General features: G+C 67.5%; 18 protein-coding genes and 1 tRNA gene. 10 read left to right on the top strand and 9 right to left on the bottom strand.

Annotation, left to right across the window (positions count from 1 at the left end; all coding sequences use genetic code 11):
• Nucleotides 1–42: 42 nt before the first annotated feature.
• Together LCM32_RS08315 and ggt are read left to right on the top strand one after the other, a co-directional pair.
• Nucleotides 43–984, top strand: a complete 942-nt coding sequence (locus tag LCM32_RS08315) for a 2-hydroxyacid dehydrogenase (RefSeq protein WP_224820593.1) — start codon at nucleotides 43–45, stop codon at nucleotides 982–984.
• A gap of 107 nt (nucleotides 985–1,091) precedes the next feature.
• Complete coding sequence (gene ggt / locus LCM32_RS08320) at nucleotides 1,092–2,756, top strand: gamma-glutamyltransferase (RefSeq protein ID WP_224820594.1); 1,665 nt, start codon at nucleotides 1,092–1,094, stop codon at nucleotides 2,754–2,756.
• 6 nt (nucleotides 2,757–2,762) lie between these two features.
• On the opposite strand, the gene LCM32_RS08325 is transcribed toward ggt, so the two are convergent.
• The 7 genes from LCM32_RS08325 to LCM32_RS08355 form a co-directional block, all read right to left on the bottom strand.
• The gene (locus LCM32_RS08325; RefSeq protein ID WP_224820595.1) at nucleotides 2,763–4,274 is read right to left on the bottom strand and encodes an AAA family ATPase; all 1,512 of its coding nucleotides are present in this window, start codon (nucleotides 4,272–4,274) and stop codon (nucleotides 2,763–2,765) included.
• Nucleotides 4,275–4,372: 98 nt separating this feature from the next.
• Complete coding sequence (locus LCM32_RS08330) at nucleotides 4,373–4,717, bottom strand: cupin domain-containing protein (protein WP_222490880.1); 345 nt, start codon at nucleotides 4,715–4,717, stop codon at nucleotides 4,373–4,375.
• 11 nt (nucleotides 4,718–4,728) lie between these two features.
• Nucleotides 4,729–5,481: an HpcH/HpaI aldolase family protein gene (locus LCM32_RS08335; RefSeq protein ID WP_224820596.1), complete on the bottom strand. Its 753-nt coding sequence runs from the start codon at nucleotides 5,479–5,481 to the stop codon at nucleotides 4,729–4,731.
• Nucleotides 5,478–6,383, bottom strand: a complete 906-nt coding sequence (locus LCM32_RS08340) for a DUF6282 family protein (RefSeq protein WP_224820597.1) — start codon at nucleotides 6,381–6,383, stop codon at nucleotides 5,478–5,480. The genes LCM32_RS08335 and LCM32_RS08340 overlap by 4 nt, the downstream gene beginning before the upstream one ends.
• Before the next feature lie 270 nt (nucleotides 6,384–6,653).
• On the bottom strand, nucleotides 6,654–7,958 hold the full coding sequence (locus tag LCM32_RS08345; RefSeq protein ID WP_263618133.1) for a Zn-dependent hydrolase: 1,305 nt from the start codon (nucleotides 7,956–7,958) through the stop codon (nucleotides 6,654–6,656).
• Between the two features lie 241 nt (nucleotides 7,959–8,199).
• Entirely contained in the window at nucleotides 8,200–8,874 is a 675-nt protein-coding gene (locus LCM32_RS08350; protein ID WP_224820598.1) for a flavin reductase family protein, read from the bottom strand.
• The gene (locus LCM32_RS08355; protein WP_224820599.1) at nucleotides 8,871–9,560 is read right to left on the bottom strand and encodes a GntR family transcriptional regulator; all 690 of its coding nucleotides are present in this window, start codon (nucleotides 9,558–9,560) and stop codon (nucleotides 8,871–8,873) included. Before LCM32_RS08355 ends, LCM32_RS08350 begins: the two co-directional genes overlap by 4 nt.
• Before the next feature lie 170 nt (nucleotides 9,561–9,730).
• Between LCM32_RS08355 and LCM32_RS08360 the strand changes: the two genes are divergently transcribed.
• The 8 genes from LCM32_RS08360 (at nucleotide 9,731) to LCM32_RS08395 (ending at nucleotide 18,412) form a co-directional block, all read left to right on the top strand.
• A complete protein-coding gene (locus LCM32_RS08360; RefSeq protein ID WP_224820600.1) occupies nucleotides 9,731–11,302 on the top strand; it encodes an ABC transporter substrate-binding protein in 1,572 nt (523 codons plus the stop codon).
• A gap of 86 nt (nucleotides 11,303–11,388) precedes the next feature.
• Nucleotides 11,389–12,381, top strand: a complete 993-nt coding sequence (locus LCM32_RS08365; RefSeq protein ID WP_224820601.1) for an ABC transporter permease — start codon at nucleotides 11,389–11,391, stop codon at nucleotides 12,379–12,381.
• The gene (locus LCM32_RS08370) at nucleotides 12,374–13,357 is read left to right on the top strand and encodes an ABC transporter permease (protein WP_224820602.1); all 984 of its coding nucleotides are present in this window, start codon (nucleotides 12,374–12,376) and stop codon (nucleotides 13,355–13,357) included. Before LCM32_RS08365 ends, LCM32_RS08370 begins: the two co-directional genes overlap by 8 nt.
• Nucleotides 13,358–13,362: 5 nt before the next feature.
• Complete coding sequence (locus tag LCM32_RS08375; RefSeq protein ID WP_224820603.1) at nucleotides 13,363–14,544, top strand: amidohydrolase family protein; 1,182 nt, start codon at nucleotides 13,363–13,365, stop codon at nucleotides 14,542–14,544.
• A complete protein-coding gene (locus LCM32_RS08380) occupies nucleotides 14,541–15,977 on the top strand; it encodes a chlorohydrolase family protein (RefSeq protein ID WP_224820604.1) in 1,437 nt (478 codons plus the stop codon). Before LCM32_RS08375 ends, LCM32_RS08380 begins: the two co-directional genes overlap by 4 nt.
• A complete protein-coding gene (locus LCM32_RS08385) occupies nucleotides 15,974–16,951 on the top strand; it encodes an ABC transporter ATP-binding protein (protein WP_224820605.1) in 978 nt (325 codons plus the stop codon). Before LCM32_RS08380 ends, LCM32_RS08385 begins: the two co-directional genes overlap by 4 nt.
• Nucleotides 16,948–17,922: an ABC transporter ATP-binding protein gene (locus LCM32_RS08390; protein WP_224820606.1), complete on the top strand. Its 975-nt coding sequence runs from the start codon at nucleotides 16,948–16,950 to the stop codon at nucleotides 17,920–17,922. Before LCM32_RS08385 ends, LCM32_RS08390 begins: the two co-directional genes overlap by 4 nt.
• The gene (locus LCM32_RS08395) at nucleotides 17,909–18,412 is read left to right on the top strand and encodes a nucleoside deaminase (RefSeq protein WP_224820607.1); all 504 of its coding nucleotides are present in this window, start codon (nucleotides 17,909–17,911) and stop codon (nucleotides 18,410–18,412) included. Before LCM32_RS08390 ends, LCM32_RS08395 begins: the two co-directional genes overlap by 14 nt.
• A gap of 241 nt (nucleotides 18,413–18,653) precedes the next feature.
• On the opposite strand, the gene LCM32_RS08400 is transcribed toward LCM32_RS08395, so the two are convergent.
• Nucleotides 18,654–18,730: transfer RNA gene (locus LCM32_RS08400), tRNA-Met, on the bottom strand.
• Nucleotides 18,731–18,854: 124 nt separating this feature from the next.
• Nucleotides 18,855–20,147, bottom strand: coding sequence for a nicotinate phosphoribosyltransferase (gene pncB / locus LCM32_RS08405; protein WP_224820608.1), 1,293 nt, complete (start codon nucleotides 20,145–20,147; stop codon nucleotides 18,855–18,857).
• Nucleotides 20,148–20,265: the final 118 nt, after the last annotated feature.

A 20,265-nucleotide genomic window follows, 5' to 3' on the forward strand; every position in this document is an offset into this window, starting at 1 on the left:
CCGGCGACTGACCCAGCGACTGACCCAGCCACGAGGACCACCATGCCCATCACCTGCGCCGTCTACCTGCCCAAGGACGACAAGATCACCGGATGGGTCGAGAAGCTCTCCGCTGCCCTGCCGGAGGACTTCACCGTGCTGCCGATGAGCGCGGTGACGGACCCGGCCACGGTCGATTACGCGATTGTCTGGATGCCGCCCGCGGGCATGCTGGCGGGTCTGCCCAACCTCAAGGCCATTGTCTCCATCGCCGCGGGGATCGACCACCTGCTGGCGGACCCGCAGTTGCCTCAGGATGTGCCGATCATCCGCACCATCGGCAATGACCTGACCCAGCGGATGCGCGAGTTCATCGCGTTGCACGTCCTGCGGATGCACCGGGAACAGCGCCGCATGGACACCGCCCAGATCGAGCGCCGCTGGGACCCGGTGACCGTGCCGCCCGCGAACTACCGCAAGGTGGGGCTCATGGGGCTGGGCAACCTCGGCAAGGCCGCGGCGCAGACGCTGGCCATGCTGGGCTACCAGACGCGGGGCTGGTCGAACTCCATGAAGGAGATCGAGGGCGTGACCTGCTACGCGGGGGCCGAGGGTTTTGACGCCTTCCTCGATGGGCTCGACACGCTGGTCTGCCTGTTGCCGCTGACCGAGGCCACCACCGGCCTGCTGAATGCCACCACCTTTGCCAAGCTGGCGCCGGGCGCGCAGCTGCTGAACGCCGCACGTGGCGGGCACATGGTGGAGGATGACCTGATCCCGGCGCTGGAGTCGGGCCAGCTGTCCCACGCCACGCTCGACGTTTTCGCGGTGGAGCCGCTGCCCGCGGATCACCCGTTCTGGAGCCATCCGCAGATCACCGTCACGCCGCATATCGCCTCGATGATCGATCAGGCGACCGGCGTCTCGATCATCGCGGCCAACCTGCAGGCCTTCGAGGCGGGCGAGGCGCTCGACGCGCTTTGCACCCCGGGCAAGGGATACTGACCGCGCATTGGGCAGGCGGCCCTTTCCGGGCCGCCGCCACGGGCCCCGGCTCTTGAACCTTACGGTGCAAAGGCGTTTCTGAGGGCCATCAGACAAAGGAACACGCCATGACCGCCAGCCCCTACGGTTTCACCTGCAAGAAACAGCCCGCCACGGGCGCGAAGGGGATGGTCGTCACGAACCACCCGCTCGGCTCCTCCGCCGGGGCGCAGATGCTGGCGGCGGGCGGCAACGCGGTGGATGCCGCGGTGGCGGGTCTGTTGGCCCTGACGGTGGTGGAGCCGATGATGGTGGGCATCGCGGGCGGCGGGCTGTCGCACCTGCGGCTGCCCGATGGCCGCCACATCATCTTCGACGGGCTGGCGCAGGCCGCCGGGTCCATGACCGGGGATCTCTACACCCCGCAGAGCGACAATGACCCGGCGCTCTACATGGAGGTCGAGGGACGGCGGAACCGGCTCGGCGCCTCGGCGGTCGCGGTGCCCGGCAACCTCGCCGCGTGGTATGCGATGCATTCGCAATACGGCAAGCTGCCCTGGGCCGACGTGGTGGAGCCCGCCATCGGGCTGGCTGCGCGTGGCTTCCTCGTCACGCCCTACCTGCGCGGCGCCATCGACATGCACCGCCCTGACATGGAGCTGGACCCGGTCATCTCCTCGATCTTCCTGCCGGGCGGGCAGCTGCCGCAGGCCGGTGACCGCATCGTCATGGGCGATTACGCGGAGAGCCTGCGGGAGATCCAGAAACACGGCGCCGCGGCGCTGCACGGCGGGGCACTGGGCAAGGCGCTGGTGGAGCGGATGGCCTCGGGCGACGATTATGCCGGGTTCATCACGCTGGACGACCTGACCTCCTACGCCGCGGCCGAGCGCGAGGCGATCCACGGCAGCTACCGCGGCTGGGAGATCGTCGGCCCGCCGCCGCCCGCCTCTTCCGGCGTGCATGTCACCCAGATGCTGAACATGCTGGAGCATTTCGACGTGAAGGGCATGGGCTTCGGCTCGCCCGAGATGATGCACCTGCTGGCCGAGGTGATCCGCGTGGGCTTCGAGGACCGGCGTGCCGCCTCGGGCGATCCGGCCTTCGTGGACGTGCCGGTGGAGCGCTACACCTCGAAGGAATACGCCGCCGAATGCCTGTCGCGGCTGCGCAACATGGGCGGGATCGGGCCGGCGACGCCGGGCTACGAGAGCAACGACACCACCCATGTCACCATGGCCGATGACGACGGGATGATCGTGGCGGCGACCCATACGATCAACGGGCTTTTCGGTGCGAACATCATGGTGCCGGGCACGGGGATCATCCCGAACAACTACATGTGCAACTTCGACCCGCATCCGGGCAAGGCGCTGTCCATCGTGCCGGGCAAACGGGTGCCGACCTCGATGGCGCCGATGATCGCGCTGAAGGACGGCGCGCCGGAATTCGCCATCGGCCTGCCGGGCGGCCTGCGCATCTTCCCCTCGGCGATGCAGGCGATGCTGAACCTGATCGACCACGGCATGGACCCGCAGACCGCGGTCGAGGCGCCGCGGCTCTGGACGCAGGGGCAGGAGATCGAGCTCGAGCCCGCCTATGCCCACATGCAGGCGGCGCTGGAGGCCAAGGGCCACACGGTCAAGCTGGTGCGCCACATCGGCGGCGGCATGAGCGTGATCCGCTTCGGCAAGGACGGGCTGATGACCGGGGCCGCCTGCTGGCGCGCGGACGGCACGCCGATGGCGCTTGGCGGCGGTCTGGCCGAGGCGGGCATCCGCTTCAACGTCTGAGGCCGCTCAGTCCAGAAGGGCGCGGGCGGCCTGCAACGCCTCTTCGGGCGGGCCGCTGGCGTCGATCCTGTGCCACGACATGGCGCCGGTGTGCTGGGCCAACTGGATCTCCAGCACGGTGATATCCGCGTCCGAGGCATCTCCGCAGCGTGCGGTGACCCGGGCGCGCAGGACCTCCTCCGGCGCCTCCATCCAGAACCCGTGGAAAGGCACGCCCGCCGTGCGGGCCGTGGCCTCCGCCAGCCCGCGCAGGCGGCGGTCGAGGAAGGTCGCGTCCAGCAGGACAGACTGCCCGGCGGCCAGCAGGTGCCCGGCCCGGGCGAAGAGCCGATCATAGACCGCGGTCCGGTTGTGCTCGCTATAGTTCTCCTGCGCGAGGTGGCGCAGCATGTCGCGCCCGGCCTTCCGCTCAAGGTCCGAGGCCAGCCAAACCGCGCCGGGCACCCGGCCGAGACCGGGGGCAAGTGCCCGCGCCAGCACCGATTTTCCACTGCCCGACAGGCCGCCGACCGCCACCAGAACGGGCGCAGCGGGGGCAAGGACCGCCTGGGCGAGGCGCAGGTAGGCGGCGATTTCCGCCTCCGAGGTGCCGGGCGTTCCGCGCGCGGCATCGGTCTGCAGCAGCACCATCGCCCGGATCGCCGCCCGCACCGACAGGAAGAGCGGCAGCGCCGCAAGGCCGCTGTCCTCGGTCCCGCCCATCTCCCGCAGCCAGGCGGAGAGGGTGCGGCAGGCCTGCGGGGCAAGGTCCCGGTGCAGCAGGTCCATGACGAGGAAGGCGATGTCGTAGAGCAGGTCACAGGTGCCGAGCGTCTCGTCGAATTCCAGCGCGTCGATGGGCACCGGCGCGCCGTTGATCCGCACGATGTTGCGCAGGTGCAGATCGCCATGGGCGCGGCGCACGTGCCCGGCTGCGCCGCGTTCGGTCAGAAGGCCGCGCTGCGCGGTCCACGCGCTGCGGGCGGCCTGTAACCATGCGGTGGCGTCCGGGACGCTCGCGGCCTCGGGAAACTCGGCAAAGACGCGGCCCAACTCGTCGAGGATATCGCCGATCAGCGGGGCGCCGTCACAGGGCCGCAGGGGCGTGGCACGGTGATAGAGCGCCACCGCCGCGCCGGTCGCATCGGCCAAGGCGCCGTCGAACCCGCCCGCGGCGGCGATCCGGTCCAGTTCCTCCTCTGCCGGGAAGCGCCACATGCGCAGGACGTAGTCCACCGGGGTGCCGGTGCCACCCAGCGACAGCCCCTCGGGCCCCTCGGTCACGGGCAGCACGTCGCGGTAGAGCATCGGCGCGGCAGGGCGGTTCAGCTCCAGCTCGCGCAGCAGCAGGCGGTGGCGTTTCTCCACCGTGGACAGGTCCATGTAGTCGTAGTGCACTGCGCGCTTGAGCTTCAGCGCGGTCCGGCCGCAGAGGAAGATATAGGCGCCGTGGGTCTCGATCACCTCGACCGGCCCCGCGCCACAGTGGCTGGCGGGATCTGAGAGAAAGGCGATGGTCCTGTCCTGCGACTGGGTCATGGCTGCGGCTCCATGTTTCATGCCAATTCTGGCACATGTATGCAGCTTCGACTTTGCGCAGGGTCAAGGCGGGAGGAAAGCCCCCGCCTTGTGGGGGGTCATACCTCGGGCGTGGGGGCGTATTCGGGCCGGGCCGGGGTGAAGACGTCGATGTTGATCACCTCCTCGTCGCCCACCACGACGGCGTGGTGCATGACGTTCGGCGGCACGGTGATGATCGCGCCGGGGCCCATGCGGACGACCTCGTCGCCGACGTGGAAATCCACGGTGCCCGAGACGATATAGGCGATCTGCTCGTTCTCGTGCTTGTGGGGCTTGGGCTCATGCTCGGGCTGGAGCCGGTGCAGCGCCAGCGTGGCCCCCGCGCCGGAAAATGCCTTCTGCTCGACGCCGGGGCGGATCGTCTTCCACTCCAGCTTTTCCCAGTCGACCTGATGAATCATGTGATGTCCTTTCAGCTGTCCTTGGCCGCGTGCATCATCTGCCGCGCGGCGCTCATGAGGAGGGATTGATCGGCGCCGAGCACGAAGACCGTGACGCCGAGGGCCGCCCAGCGGGGGACCGCCTCGGGGCCGGGGAGGAAGATCCCGGCCTGTTTACCGGCCGTCCGGGCCGCGGTGACGACCTGTTCGATGGCCTGCGCCAGCTCCGGTGCGTCCATCCCCACCCCGAGGGAGAGGGAGAGATCGGCGGGCCCGACGAAGAGCACGTCCACGCCCTCGGTCCCTGCGATGGCGTCGAGGTGGTCGAGCGCGCCGCGGTCCTCGATCTGGGCCATGACGATGCTGTCCGCATCGGCCTGCGCGCGATAGTCTGCCGCCGCCATGGTGCCATAGGCCCCGGCCCGCCCGGAGGGGGAGAAGCCGCGCTTGCCGGGGGCGTATTTCACCGCCTCCACCACCGCGCGGGCCTCCTCCCCGTCGCGGACATGGGGCACCATGACGCCCGCCGCGCCAAGGTCCATCGCGGGCCAGAGCGCATCCGCGCCGGACCCGGTGGACCGGATCAGCACCGGCAGGCCGACTGAGCGGCCCGCCATGACCATGAGGTCGAGCGCCTGAAGCCCGACGGCGGCATGTTCCCGGTCGGCCACGATGAAATCGAGACCGGCGAGGCCCAGCAGTTCGATCACATGGGGATCGGGGATCTTGCCGAAACAGCCGACGACCCGGTCACCGGCCGCGATCCGGCCGCGCAGGCCGGTCATTTCAGCCCGACGAAATCGGCGGCGTTGGTGGCGGTCATGGCGCGGGTGTCCTCCTCGGAGTAGCCCATCTCCAGCAGCTTCGCGATGATCAGGCGCATGCCCTCCACCGGGGTCGGGTTGCCGGTCTGGCCGAGGTCGGACCCGAAGAAGCTGTTCTCGACCCCTGCCGCGTCGATGACCTCCTTCAGGTGGGCATCGTCGAACATGGTGAAGGTGGAGGGGATGAACATGCAGATCGAATGCTCCATCTTCACGCCCATGTTCGCCAGTTCCGTCACCTGGTCGAGGGTGGCGGCGTTCACGTAGGTCGGGTGGTTCAGGAACATCCGGGTGACGCCGCGGGCCTTGGCCTCCTCGTAGAAGGGGAAGGCCTCGTCCACGTGGTGGTGCCCGGCCGAGACGCAGGCATCGCCCTCCGCGATCAGGTCGAGGATCTGCTTCACCTCGTCCAGCACCACGCCCTTGTCATCCACGAGGCGCAGGCCCGCCGCTTCCACCGTCTTCTTGGTGTTCTCGGGGAACTTGCCCTTCAGATCCTTGGAGGTCTTGATGATGTGGTTCTCGGCATGGGCGGTCGGCATCCAGACGATTCGCGCCCCCTGCTTCAGCGCATAGTCCACGGCGGAGGGGTTGAAGCCCCCCAGCGGGTGGTTCAGCACGATGGCCGAGAGCACCTCGGTCGTCTTGCCCATATTGGTGTTGAGCAGCGTCGCCAGCGGCATCGTCGGGTAGTAGTGATCCTTCAGCAGGATCGCCCGCATCCCGGCGTCGTCCGCTTCGTTCAGCGCCTCGATATGGTCGATCTTGCGGGGATGCAGCGAGGGGCCGGAGTGGATGTGCAGGTCGACGCTGCCCTTCAGCAGCGCCTCGACGCGGGCGGGATCGGCGGTGGTCATGGTCATGCTCCTTCTGTCGCGGCCCCTCCTCGGGTCGCTTGCCGGTCGTCATCGGGCAGGAGCGGGCACGCATGTCCCGGCCGGGCGCGGCGGGGCCGCGCACGTCTGGTTCCTCCTCCCATTGGTTCTCATTTGGAGAACCAAGTTCTCAAATAAGATGTCAGGCAGCCGGTGGCTTGTCAATTGCCTGTGGGGTGCCCGCGGGAGCAGACGCGAAAACGGCCCCGCCGCGGGCTGCGGTGGGGCCGTCACTTGCAGGGCTATTGGGGGTGCCGATCAGGCGCAGTAGGTCCGGTAGAGATAGGCGGTCAGCACCGCGCAGCCGTCGAGGAAATCGTCGATCTCCATCGCCTCGTCAGGGTTGTGGCTGCCGTTCTCGTTGCGCACGAAGATCATCGACATGGGCACGCCTGCCGCCGCGAAGGCCGCCGAATCGTGCGACGCCGGGGAGCCCATCTCCATGTAGGGAATGCCGAGGTCCTCTGCCGCCGCATGGAGCCCGTCGCGGATTGCCCGGTCGGCCAGCCCCACGGGGGCGGATTTGCGCTCTCCCAGCGTGATGGTCACGCGGTATTCTGCTTCGATCTGGGCGACGAGGGTCAGGAAGTCCTCCTCCACCCGGGCCAGCACCGCCTCGTCATAGCAGCGCACGTCGAGGGAGAAGTGGAAGAGTCCGGGCACCGTGGTCATCCCGTGGAAGCCGTCGTCGGTGTGGAACCGCCCGAAGGTCACGGCCATCGGGTTGCCGTCGTCCTCTTCGCGCACCCAGAGCCGCTGCATCGCCACGGCCAGTTCCGCGCCCGCCATGGCTGCGTCGAGGCGGAACCGGCGCGGGGTGCCCACATGGCCGTGGACGCCGGTGATCACCGCATCGGGATAACGGAAGTTGCCGGGGATGCCGGTGCAGATGCCGACGGGCAGCCCTTCCTCGACCAGCGAGGGAGCCTGCTCGATATGCAGCTCGATCTGGGCCTCCAGCGTGGCAGGGTCCAGCGGGACGTGGCCCGCCTTCAGGGCCGCAACGTCGCAGCCGCTTTCCGCCATGTGGTCGCCGAGGGTGCGGCCGGTGTCGATCCGCCGTGCGGTGTCGTAGGTTTCGGCGGGCAGGGTGCCTAGCGCCGCGCGCGAACCGATGTAGGAGGTCTGGAACCAGACGCTTTCCTCGGCCCGGATGCCCATGGCGCAGAGGTTCACCCGGGGCGTGGCGCCCATGGCCCGCAGCGCCCGCATCGCGACCATTCCGGCCAGCGGCCCGGCGGCGCCGTCGAAGTTGCCACCGCGCGGCACGCTGTCGAGGTGCGACCCCATGATCACGGTCTTGGCACCCGGCGCGGTTTCCCACAGGGCATAGGTGTTGCCGGCCTTGTCGACGCTCACGGCGAAATCGCTGTCCGTGGCGACCCGCGCCATGACGTCGTGGCCGAAGGCCTCGCCCGGGCCATAGGTGTCGCGGGTGATGCCGCCAGCCGGATCGGTGGAGCCTGCGGCGAGGTCGTCGAAGACGCCAGTGGCGAAGCTGCGCTGGTCTTCAACGGCCGCGTGGAGGTCGGCGAGAGGGGATGCATCGCGTGCGGAGGTCATGGCGGTATCCTGCCCGATTGTCTGCTGTCAGTGAGTCCCGGGCCGTGGCCACGCGGGGTCTGCCCCGGTCACTGGGTCAATTCGCGCCGGGTTGCAAGCAACGGCACGGAACCGCGCCCGCCGCGCCGGGATGCGCGGGCAGGGTGTGGTCATGAAACGGGCAGGGGAGGCGGAGCTGCCCCAGAACGGCGCCGTAGGGTGGCGCGGTTTCCGGGGGGCGGTCGCGGGACTTAGGCGCGGATCAGGCCTTGTGACGGGTCAGCGGCGCATTGAGGTTGCGCAGCACGTCCTCGGCAGAGGGGGTCGGCCAGTCGAAGTAATCGAGCGTCCCGGCATAGCCGTTGCCGCCCATGCGGCCGATGGCGTCGAGCTTGGCATGATCGGAATAGCAGGTCGCCGGGTCGATGATATCCTCGCGGATATGCGCCATGACGATGCGGCCCAGGATGATCTCGCGGGCCGAGCTGACCTGAATGCCGAGGTATCGTTCGCATTCGAAAGCCACGGGGGCCTCTGCGATGCGCGGGCTGGCGACCTTGAGGCCGGGGGCGGAGGTCAGGCCCGCCATCTCCAACTCGTCCACGTCCGGGGCGAAGGCGGCTGCGGTCACGGCCATGGCCTCCACATTGGGGCGATCCACGATGTTTACCGTGAAGCACTCGGTCATGCGGATGTTGTAGGCGGTGTCCTTGAAGCTGCGATCGGGCTTGTTCTCGACCCCGAGTGCAAGGATCGGCGGATCGGCCGAGAGGCAGTTGAAGAAGGAATAGGGCGCCGCGTTCACCTGCCCGTCTGGCGAGATCGTCGTGACCCAGGCGATGGGGCGCGGGACGATGGTCCCGATCATCACCTTGTAGGCTTCGCGCGGGGTCAGGTCGGAGAAATCGAAAGTATGGTAACCGTCGCGCTGTGTCACTGTGACAGCTCCTTGCCGTAGTGTGAAAGGATGGATTGGATACTATCCGGCTGCTGCGACAGCTCTGCCCTGTCCGCGACGGCCCCGAGGTGGTGATCCATGATCTCGATCGCGCGGGCCGCGTCACCATCCCGGATCGCCTCGATGATCTGGAGGTGCTCGTCCACCGCGCAATCGGAGGAGTGATTGCGGGCATAGAGCGACATGATCAGCGAACAGCGCAGCACGACCTCGGAGACGTAGCGCGCCAGGACGTCGTTCCCCGTCAGCTCTGCGAGGAGGATGTGGAACTCCCCGGCGAGGCGGATCGACACCGGGCCATCCTTGCCCTTGACGGTTTCCTCGCTGCGCACATGGGCCTCCAACCGGTCATAGCCGGTTTCGGGAATTCTCTTGCAAAGCAGGCGGATAACCTCGTTTTCAAGGCAACGGCGCACCTCGAAGACATGCTGGGCCTCTTCCTTCGACGGCTCGGCCACGAAGGCCCCGCGATTGCGCCGGGTGATGACCAGGCCCTCGTTCTCCAGCCGCACGAGCGCATGGCGCACGATGGTCCGGCTGACCCCGAACTGCTCCCCCACGGTGTCCTCGGGAAGGCGCATGCCCGGTTTCAAGGCCTGTTCGATGATCGCTCTCCGGAGCAGGTCATGCACCGCGTTGGTCAGGGTGTTCTTGTTCTCGGTCATGGTCTGCTCTGCTCATCAGGTATGCCACCGTCATATCGCATACATTTTTTCGCGTCAATTGGATACAATTTGCTTGCCAGATTGAATACGCAATGCCATCGATAGCAAATCGTATCCAATCTAATCGAATCTGAAATACAATCTTCAACAGCAGGGACCATGAGATGCAGATGAGACAGCTACTGCTTGCGACGGCCGCAATCGCGGGTCTGGCGGGCGCGGCGCAGGCCGAGAACATCCTGAAATGGGGCGCAAACCGCGACATCGGATCGCTGGATCCCTATTCCTACGGCGACAGCTTCACCATCAACGTGCTGAACCACGTCTACGAAGGGCTGGTGCGCTACAACAAGGACCTCAAGATCGAGCCGGCGCTGGCCGAAAGCTGGGAGATCCTCGACGATCAGGTGACGTGGCGCTTCAAGCTGCGTCAGGGCGTGACCTTCCACAACGGCAACCCCTTCACCGCCGACGACGTGGTCGCCTCGCTGACCCGGGTGAGCGACGAGGCCTCGCCGCTGAAGGGCAACCTGCCCGCCTATGTCTCCTCCGAGGCCGTGGACGACTATACCGTCGACATCACCCTAAACGGCACCTACCCGCTGCTGCTCAACGACCTGACCAACATCCATATCTTCGACAAGGAGTGGATGACGGAGCATGACGCGCTCAAGCCCACCGATATCGGTGCGGGCGTCGAGGGCTATGCCACCTACAACGCCAACGGCACTGGACCCTTCATCGTCGAGAGCCGCCAGCCGGATGCCAAGACCGTCTTCGTCAAGAACGCCAACTGGTGGGATACGCCCCAGCACAACCTCGACGGCTTCGAACTGCTGCCCGTGAACTCGGCCGCGACCCGGGTGGCGGCGCTGCTCTCCGGCGAGATCAGCTTCACCAACGATGCGCCGGTGCAGGATCTTCCGCGCCTCGCGGCCGCGCCGAATGTCTCGGTCCTCGAAGGCGTCGACCTGCGGACCGTGATGATCGGCTTCCCCTTCCGGGACAAGCTGAGCACCGGCGGCGACAACCCCTTCACCGACGTGAAGGTGCGCGAGGCGCTCTACAAGGCGATCGACCTCGACCTGATCCACAAGAAGGTGATGCGCGGCAAGAGCCGGATCGCCGGTGCCACTGTCGCGCCGCCGATCCCGGGCTATGCGCCGGAACTGGATGAGCTGCCGGGCTACGATCCCGAGGCCGCCAAGGCGATGCTGGCCGAGGCCGGTGTGCCCGAGGGGCTGTCGTTCGAGTTCAGCTGCATCTCGGACGGTCTCGTGAACGAAGAGCAGTTCTGTCAGGCGATCGCTTCCATGTGGAGCCGCGTGGGCCTCGCGCCGAAGCTCGACGTGGCGCCCCGCGCCGTGCAGTCGCCCAAGCGCACCAACGGCAAGACCGATGTCTATATCCTCGGCTGGGCCACGCTGCCGATGCTGGATGCCTATTCGCCGCTGCTGCAGATCTTCCACACCAAGGAAGGCAACGCGGGCGTGTTCAACTGGGGCGGCTGGTCCTTCCCGGAGCTGGACAAGCTGATCGACGCGGCGGGCAGCGAACTGGACCTCGACAAGCGCCTCGCGCTGGAGACCGAAGCGCTGGGGATCGTGAAGAAGGAGCATATCATGCTGCCGCTGCACCAGCAGCCGATGGCCTGGGCCGTCACCGACGAGGTGACCGACATGCCGCTCTTCCCGGACAACAAGCCGCGCCTCTGGTTCGCCAAGGTCAACCCCGGCTCGTGAGCTGACCGGGCGGACCGCCACGGGGTGGTCCGCCTGCCTTCATCCCGGCCGATTGGGCCAGATGTCCGCACGCACAGGAGACGGCAATGATCGCATTCCTTATCAAGCGCGCCGCCAACGCGGCCTTTGTCATGCTGGCGGTGGCGCTGCTGGCCTTCGTGATCTTCCGCTTCTTCGGTGACCCGGTGGAGATGATGGTGAACGAGCAGGCGACGCAGGCCGACCGGATCGAACTGCGGGAACGTCTGGGGCTGAATGATGGCCTCATCACCCAGTACACGCGGTTCGTGACCAATGCGGTGCAGGGGGATTTCGGAATTTCCTACCGCAACCAGCAGGACGTGATGGTCCTGATCAAGGAGCGGTTCCCGGCGACGTTCGAGCTGGTGCTGGTGGCCACGGTCCTGTCGCTGCTGATCGGCATTCCGCTGGGCGTCGCAACCGCGGTCTATCGGAATTCACGGCTCGCCAACGCCTTGCAACTCGGCTCGATCGTGGGCGTATCGCTGCCCAGCTTCGTCGTCGGCATCCTTCTGATCCTCGGCTTCTCGGTCACGCTGGGCTGGTTGCCGGGCTTCGGCCGGGGCGAGACGGTCGACATCGGCTGGTGGTCCACCGGGTTCCTGACGCCGTCGGGCCGGGCGGCGCTGATCCTGCCCTCGATCTCGCTCTCCACCTTCCAGGTGACGCTGGTCATGCGCCTCGTGCGGGCCGAGATGCTGGAGACCCTGCGCGCCGATTACATCAAGTTCGCCCGTGCGCGCGGCGTGCCCACGGCGCGGGTGCAGTGGCGCCACGCGCTGCGCAACTGCCTGATGCCGGTGATCACCCTGACCGGGATGCAGATTGGCAACCTGATCGCCTTCGCCCTCGTCACCGAGACGGTCTTCCAGTGGCCCGGCATGGGGATGCTCTTCATTCAGGCCGTGACCTTCGTCGATATTCCCGTGATGGCCGCCTACCTGATGATCGTCTCCTTCATCTTCGTGGCGCTGAACACGATCGTCGACATCACCTACGCCTGGGTCGATCCCCGGCTGCGCGATGACACCGCCCGGGCCGGTGGCGCAAATGGCTGAACCGGAGAACATGATGGAAAAGGTTTCGACACGGCCCCAGACCGCCCCTGCCGCGGCGCCCCTGCGCGACCGGCTTGCCAAGCTGCGCGACAGCGACCTGTGGTATTCCTTCCGGGCGCATCCTTCTGCGATCTTCGCGGTGGTGCTGCTGGCCTTCGTGGCGATCACGGCCTTCCTCGCGCCGCTGATCACGCCGCAGAACCCCTACGACCTTGCCGCGCTCGAACTGTGGAACTCCGAGATTCCGCCGATCTGGGATGCCGAGGGGCAGTGGCCCTACCTGCTGGGCACGGACACGCAGGGGCGGGATATCCTATCGGCCATTCTCTATGGCTCGCGGATCTCGCTGATCATCGGCTTTGCCTCGGTGCTGCTGGCGCTCAGCGTGGGCCTCGCCCTCGGGTTGGTCGCGGGCTACTTCGGCGGCTGGATCGACAACGTGATCATGCGGGTGGGCGACGTGCTGCTGTCGATGCCCTTCATCCTGATCGCGATCCTGATCACGGCCATCGCCTCTGCCTCGTTGCCCACGGCGCTGAAGGACGTGCTGGCCGCGCCGATCCTGATCTTCGCCATCGCCGTGCCGTCCTGGGTGCAATATGCGCGCACGGTCCGGGCCTCGGCCATGGTGGAGGCGCGCAAGGAATACGTGCAGGCGGCGCGGTTGATCCGGGTCCGGGCGTGGCGCATCATGCTGCATCACATCCTGCCCAACTGCATGACCCCGATCATGGTGGCGGCGACGCTGAACTTCGGCCTCGCCATCCTGTCCGAGGCCACGCTCTCCTTCCTCGGCGTCGGCATGCCGCCGGACCAGCCCAGCCTCGGCACGCTGATCCGGATCGGGAACCAGTACCTCTTCTCGGGCCTGTGGTGGATCGTTGTCTTCCCCTCGATCCAGCTCTGCCTGATCGTCCTGTCGGTCAACATGATCGGCGACTGGCTGCGCGACGCGCTCAACCCCAAACTTCGGTGACTTTGATGACTTCCAAGACCCTCAAGAACGTCCGCCCGATGGCCGGCCCCGCGACCGACCTGCACATCGTGGAGGGCCGTTTCGCCGCCGCCGCCCCCGAGGGCGCAGAGGTGATCGACTGCGGCGGACGCATCCTGATCCCCGGTCTGGTGGAGGCGCATACGCATCTCGACAAGTCGCTGATCGGCCTGCCGTGGTACTGCAACGAGGTGGGACCGCGCCTGATCGACAAGATCGACAACGAGCGCGCGGTGAAAGTATCCCTCGGGCTGCATCCGCAGGTCCAGTCGGAGCGCCACGCGATCGAGCTGATCGCCACCGGCACAACCCAGATCCGCAGCCACGTGGACGTGGACACCCATCACGGGCTCGCCGGCATCGAAGGCGTGATGGAAACCCGCGAGAAGCTGGCCGGGCTGGTCGATATCGAGATCGTGGCCTTCCCGCAGTCCTCGATGATGCCGCGCCCCGGCACTGTGGAGCTGATGGACGAGGCGCTGGCCCTTGGCGCCGACGTGGTGGGCGGGATCGACCCCTGCGGGATCGAGCGTGACCCCAAGGGCCATCTGGATGCCGTCTTTGCCCTGGCCGAGAAACACGGCAAGCCGATCGACATCCACCTGCACGAACCTGGCGCTTTGGGCACCTTCTCGATGGAGGAGATCATCGCCCGCACCAAGGCCCACGGGATGCAGGGCAAGGTGACGATCAGCCATGCCTTCTGCCTCGGCCAGCCGGATCGCGCGGTGGTGGCCGCGCTCTATGATGCGCTCGTGGAAAACCGGATCCACATCATCACCACCGGCTCCACCTCCGCCGATGTGCCCCGCATCCTCGAATTGAAGCAGCGCGGCATCCTGACCGGCGGCGGCTGTGACGGCATCCGCGACACATGGGGCCCCTATGGCCGCGCCGACATGCTGGAACGCGCCATGCTGATCGGGATGAAGAACAACCTGCGCCGGGACGACGGCGTGGAACTGGCGCTGGAGGTCTGCACCTCCGGTGGGGCCGCCATCATGGAGACCGAGGGCTATGGCCTCGACATCGGCTGTCGCGCGGACTGCGTGCTGGTCGAGGGCGAGACGCTGGCCGAGGCCGTGGTGATCCGCGCGCCCCGCAAGCTGGTGCTGAAGGGCGGCAAGATCACCGCGCAGGACGGCACCGCCGTCGTGACGGCCCCATGAGCGCGCGCCGCCTCCTCTCGGCCCGTTGGGTCATCGGCCATGTGGCGGGCACCCATGTGGTGTACGAAAACGGCGTGGTGGTGATCGAGGGGGACAGCCTGCTGCACGTCGGGCAGGCCTTCGACGGGGAGGTGGCAGAGCGGATCGATTACGGCGAGGCGGTGATCGCGCCAGGGTTCATCGACCTCGACGCGCTCTCCGACCTCGACACGACGATCCTTGGCTACGACAACGGCCCCGCGTGGCAGAAGGGCCGGGTCTGGCCCGAGAGCTACATCGCGCGGGGCCCCTACGAGATGTACGATGCGGAGGAACTGGCGTTCCAGAAGCGCCACGCCTTCGCCCAGCTGATCCGCAATGGGATCACTACGGCGCTGCCGATCGCCTCGCTCTTCTACCGGGAATGGGGCGAGACGGTTGCCGAGTTCGAGGCCGCCGCCGCCGCGGCCGAGGACCTTGGCCTGCGGGTCTACCTTGGCCCCGCCTACCGCACCGGCGGGCAGGTCACGGATGAGGCGGGCACGATCCGCGCGGTCTATGACGAAGCGCGCGGACTGGTCGGGCTGGAGGAGGCGGCTGCCTTCGCGCGCAGCATCGACGGCATCGCGGGCGGGCGTATCCGCGCCATGTTCGCGCCAGACCGGATCGAGACCTGCACCGAAACGCTGCTGCGCCGCACCCACGCCATCGCCGCCGAGATGGGCGCCCCGGTGCGCCAGCATTCCTGCCAGTCCCCGACCGAGACGCGGCTGGTTCGCGAACAGCACGGCACCACGCCGATTGACTGGCTCGACCGGATCGGGGCGCTTGGGGCGAACTGGCTGCTGCCGCACGGCACCAATGCCACGGCGCGGGATTTCGAGCTGATGGCCGAACATGGCGCAACGCTGGTGCATTGCCCGCTCGTCTCGGCCCGCCACGGGGGGATGCTGCGAAGCTTTGCCAGCTGCCGAGCCATGGGCATCAACATCGGGCTGGGGACGGACACCCATCCGGCGGACATGATCCTGAACATGCAGATCGGCATGATGATGGCGCGGGTGGCGGACGGGCCTCTCGCCCTGCGGTCAGAGGACATGTTCGACGCCGCCACCCTCGGCGGGGCGCGGGCGCTTGGCCGTGCGGACCTCGGGCGGCTGGCGCCGGGGGCCAAGGCGGACATTGCGGTGATCGACCTGCGCCACGCGCTGCAGACGCCGGACCCGGTGCAGACGCTGATGACCGGCGCCGCGGGCCGTGACGTGCGCGATGTCTGGATCGACGGGCGGCGCGTGATGGCCGATGGCGTGATCCCCGGGGTCAATGCCGGGGCAGACGCCGCCCGCGCTCAGGCCCAGTTCGACCGTCTGATCGCCAAGTATCCCGACCGCACCGCGGGCCACCCGCCGGTGACGGAGATTTTCACCCCCAGTTACGAGAGGATCGCCCCATGACCGACATCGTCCTGGACGTGCGCAACCTGCGCGTCGAGTTTCCCACCCGCAAGGGCGTCCTGACCGCCGTGGACGACATCTCGCTGCAGATCCGGCGCGGCGAGATCCTCGGCATGGTCGGGGAATCCGGTGCGGGCAAATCCATGACCGGCATGGCGATCCTCGGCCTGCTGGAGCCGCCGGGCCGGATCGCCTCCGGCTCGATCCACCTCTCCGGTGACAGGATCGACGGGCTGAACGACCGCGAGATGCAGCAGGTCCGGGGCCGGAGGATCGGCGCGATCTTCCAGGATCCGCTGACCTCGCTCAACCCGCTGTTCCGCGTCGGCGACCAGCTGGTCGAGACGATCCGCCTGCACACCGCGCTCGACAAGACGCAGGCACGGGCGCGGGCGATCGAGCTGATGCGGGAGGTCGGCATCCCGGCGGTGGAAGAACGGATCGACAACTACCCGCACCAGTTCTCGGGCGGGATGCGCCAGCGGATCGTCATCGCGCTTGCGCTCTGCGCCGAGCCGGAGCTGATCGTCGCGGACGAGCCGACCACCGCGCTCGACGTCTCGATTCAGGCCCAGATCACGGCGCTGCTGAAACGGCTCTGCCGCGAGCGCGGCACGGCGGTGATGCTGGTGACCCACGACATGGGCGTGATCGCGGAAACCGCAGACCGGGTCGCCGTGATGTACGCCGGGCGGCTGGCCGAGGTTGGCCCGGTGGAGGACGTGGTGCGCCGTCCGCGCCATCCCTACACCGACGGGCTGATGGGCTCGATCCCCTCGCTGCGCAGCGAGGTCGAGGAGCTGCGCATGATCCCCGGCGCCATGCCCCGGCTGGACGCGATCCCGCCGGGATGCGCGTTCAACCCGCGCTGTGCCCACGCCGGGCCGCGCTGCCGCCGCGAGGTGCCGCGCCTCGCCGGGACGGGCGCGACCGGCGCCGCCTGCTGGCTTGCAACGGAAGGAGCCGTGGCATGACGATCCGATCCAACGCCATCCTGGAGGTCGACGGGCTGGAACGCCGCTTCGATGTCTCCGCGCCCTGGCTCAACCGCCTCATCGAACGCAAGCCGCGCCGCACCCTGCGTGCCGTGGATGGCGTCGACTTCGTGATCCAGCGCGGTCAGACCCTCGCGCTGGTGGGCGAATCCGGTTGCGGCAAGAGCACGATCGCCAAGCTGGTCACCGGGCTGCATCCGCCCTCCGGCGGGGCGATCCGCTTCCACGGGGACCGCGACCGCCTGCAGATGATCTTTCAGGATCCCTTCGCCAGCCTGAACCCCCGGTGGCGGGTCGGACGCATCATCGCGGAACCCCTGCGCACCCTGCGCCCCGGTATGGATGGGGCCGAGGTCTCGGCCCGGGTGGACGAGTTGCTGCGCACGGTCGGCCTGTCCCCGGCGGATGGCCTGAAATTCCCGCACGAGTTCTCTGGCGGGCAGCGGCAGCGGATCTCCATTGCCCGCGCCCTCGCCGGTGAGCCCGAGTTCCTCGTCTGTGACGAGCCGACCTCGGCGCTGGACGTGTCGGTGCAGGCGCAGGTGCTGAACCTCATGAAGCGGCTGCAGAAGGAAATGGGGCTGACCTATCTCTTCATCAGCCACGACCTGAGTGTGGTGCGCCACATGGCCGACGTGATCGCGGTGATGTACCTCGGCCGGATCGTCGAGATCCAGCGGACCAAGGATCTCTTCGCCAACCCGCTGCACCCCTACACCCGGCTTCTGCTGGAGACGATCCCGGACCTCGAAGCGCCCCAGCGGGATCGCGCCCCGATGGCCGGAGAGGTGCCGTCACCGGTGTCGCCGCCAGCCGGGTGCAGTTTCCACCCGCGCTGCCCGATTGCCTTCGACCGCTGCCGGCAGGAACGCCCGCAGAGGCGCGCGGCCGTCCACGACCGCCGCGTGGCCTGTTTCGCCGCCGAAGAGGAGGGCCATGGCGATGTATGATCCCGCCTTCATGCGCCGCGCCATCGAGATCTCGCGGCAGGCCCTCGACCAGCCGGGGACGGAGCCTTTCGGCGCCGTGATCGTGCGGGACGGAAAGATCGTGGGCGAGGGGATCAACCGTTCGCTGATGAATCACGATCCCACATCCCACGGCGAAACCGAGGCGATCCGCGACGCCTGCCGGAACTTGGAGACCGTCGATCTGCGGGGATGTACGCTCTATTCGTCCTGCGAGCCCTGCGCGCTTTGCGTGGCCGCAATGAATATCGCCGGGATCACGGCGCTCTACTATGCCGCCGACAAGGGGCAGGCGGGCGCGGCGCTTGGCGGTCTGCCGGAGGCGGCGCGGTTTCCCATCGACGTGGCGCGGCTGACCCATGAATGCGGCCATGCCGTCGCGGAGCGGCAGATGCCCGCGGCGCAACATATGGCGGAGGAGGCGTTCAGCATCCTGCAGAACTGGGCCCGCATGGTGCGCACCCGCGCCTAACGGGCAGGGGGCGCGACGCTGGCCCGAGGGGGTTGGCGTTGCGCCTGTCCGATGCGAGTGCGCTGCGACAGGATTCGACACCCGACAGCGCTGCCGGAGTGGCGCAGAACGCAGAAGGGCCTGTCGAGGCTGAACGATGTGGTCTTTCAGGCGAATGCGCAGCAGGCCCGGGCGGGCGAGTCAACCCCCGGTGGGGATCACTCTGATCTGTTCTGACTGATCTAAGCTGACTTGGCTAAATTGGTTGCGGGAGTAGGATTTGAACCTACGACCTTCAGGTTATGAGCCTGACGAGCTACCGGGCTGCTCCATCCCGCGCCAATGTCTTCCGGAGCGTGTCGCCCCGTCGGTGAGGGTCATCTAACGGCTGTGACCGGGGTGCGCAAGGGGGGTGCTTCACATTTTCTTCGTATTGCCGCATGCCCCGACGGAAGCGTGTGGTTCAGACGATGACCGCACGCCGCTCCTGCTCTCCGACGCCGAAGACCCGCTTGTAGCGCGCGATCTCGTCGGCCGGGCCCATGGCCTTCTCGGGGTTGTCCGACAGTTTCACCGTGGGATTTCCGTTGGCGGAAATCGCCTTGCAAACCAACGAGAAGGGCGCGAGCGCATCGCCCGCCGCCAGCCCGCGGAAATCGTTCGTCAGCAGCGTGCCCCAGCCGAAGGAGACCTTCACCCGGCCCGAGAACTGCGCGTGCAGCTGTTCGATCTTTTCCACGTCGAGCCCGTCGGAGAAGATCACCAGCTTTTCGGTCGGGTCCTCGCCGCGCGAAATCCACCAGTTGATCGCCGTCTCGGCGCCCTCGGCGGGATCGCCGCTGTCGATGCGAATCCCCGTCCAGCCGGCAAGCCAGTCCGGCGCGCCTTCGAGGAAGCCCTTGGTGCCGTAGGTGTCGGGCAGGATCATGCGCAGGTTGCCGGAATGCTCCTCGTGCCAGTCGGCCAGAACGTCGTAGGGGGCACGGCGGAGGGCGGCATCATCGGGGGCGAGGGCGGAATAGACCATCGGCAGTTCGTGGGCGTTGGTGCCCACGGCCTCCAGATCGCGGCGCATGGCGATCAGGCAGTTCGACGTGCCGGTGAAGCGATTGCCAAGGCCCTCGATCATCGCCTGCACGCACCAGTCCTGCCAGAGGAAGGAATGCCGCCGCCTTGTGCCGAAATCCGCGATCTTCAGCCCGTCGAGATCGCGCAGCCGGGTGATCTTCTCCCAGATCTTGGTCATGGCGCGGGCATAGAGGATCTCCAGCTCGAACCGTCCCATGGAGTTCAGCACGGCGCGGCCGCGCAGCTCCATCAGGATGGCGAGGGCGGGGATCTCCCACAGCATCACCTCGGGCCAGGAGCCTTCGAAGGTCAGCTCGTACTGGTCGCCGCGGCGTTCCAGCGTGTAGGGCGGCAGGCGCAGGTTCTCGAACCATTCCATGAAGTCGGGGCGGAACATCTGGCGCTTGCCGTAGAACATGTTGCCCCGCAGCCATGTGCTTTCCCCGCGCGACAGCGAGAGAGAGCGCACGTGGTCGAGCTGTTCGCGCAGCTCGCCCTCGTCGATCATCTTGGCCAGCGGCACCGACTTGGAGCGGTTGATCAGCGAGAAGGTCACCTGCGTGTCCCGCTTGTTGCGGAACACCGACTGGCACATCAGCAACTTGTAGAAATCCGTGTCGATCAACGACCGGACGATCGGGTCGATCTTCCAGCGGTGGTTCCAGACACGGGTTGCGATATCGACCATGGTCCTCACTCCTGACGTTCGGATCGTTAGAGCAAGGCGCGAAGGGGTTGTCCAGAAGGCCGCAGGAAAGTCTTTGCCCGCGGCTGACGCTGGGGCATCCTGTCTGTCCCCGATCCGG

The organism is Pseudooceanicola nanhaiensis, assembly GCF_020171315.1.
Classification (GTDB): Bacteria; Pseudomonadota; Alphaproteobacteria; order Rhodobacterales; family Rhodobacteraceae; genus Pseudooceanicola; species Pseudooceanicola nanhaiensis_A.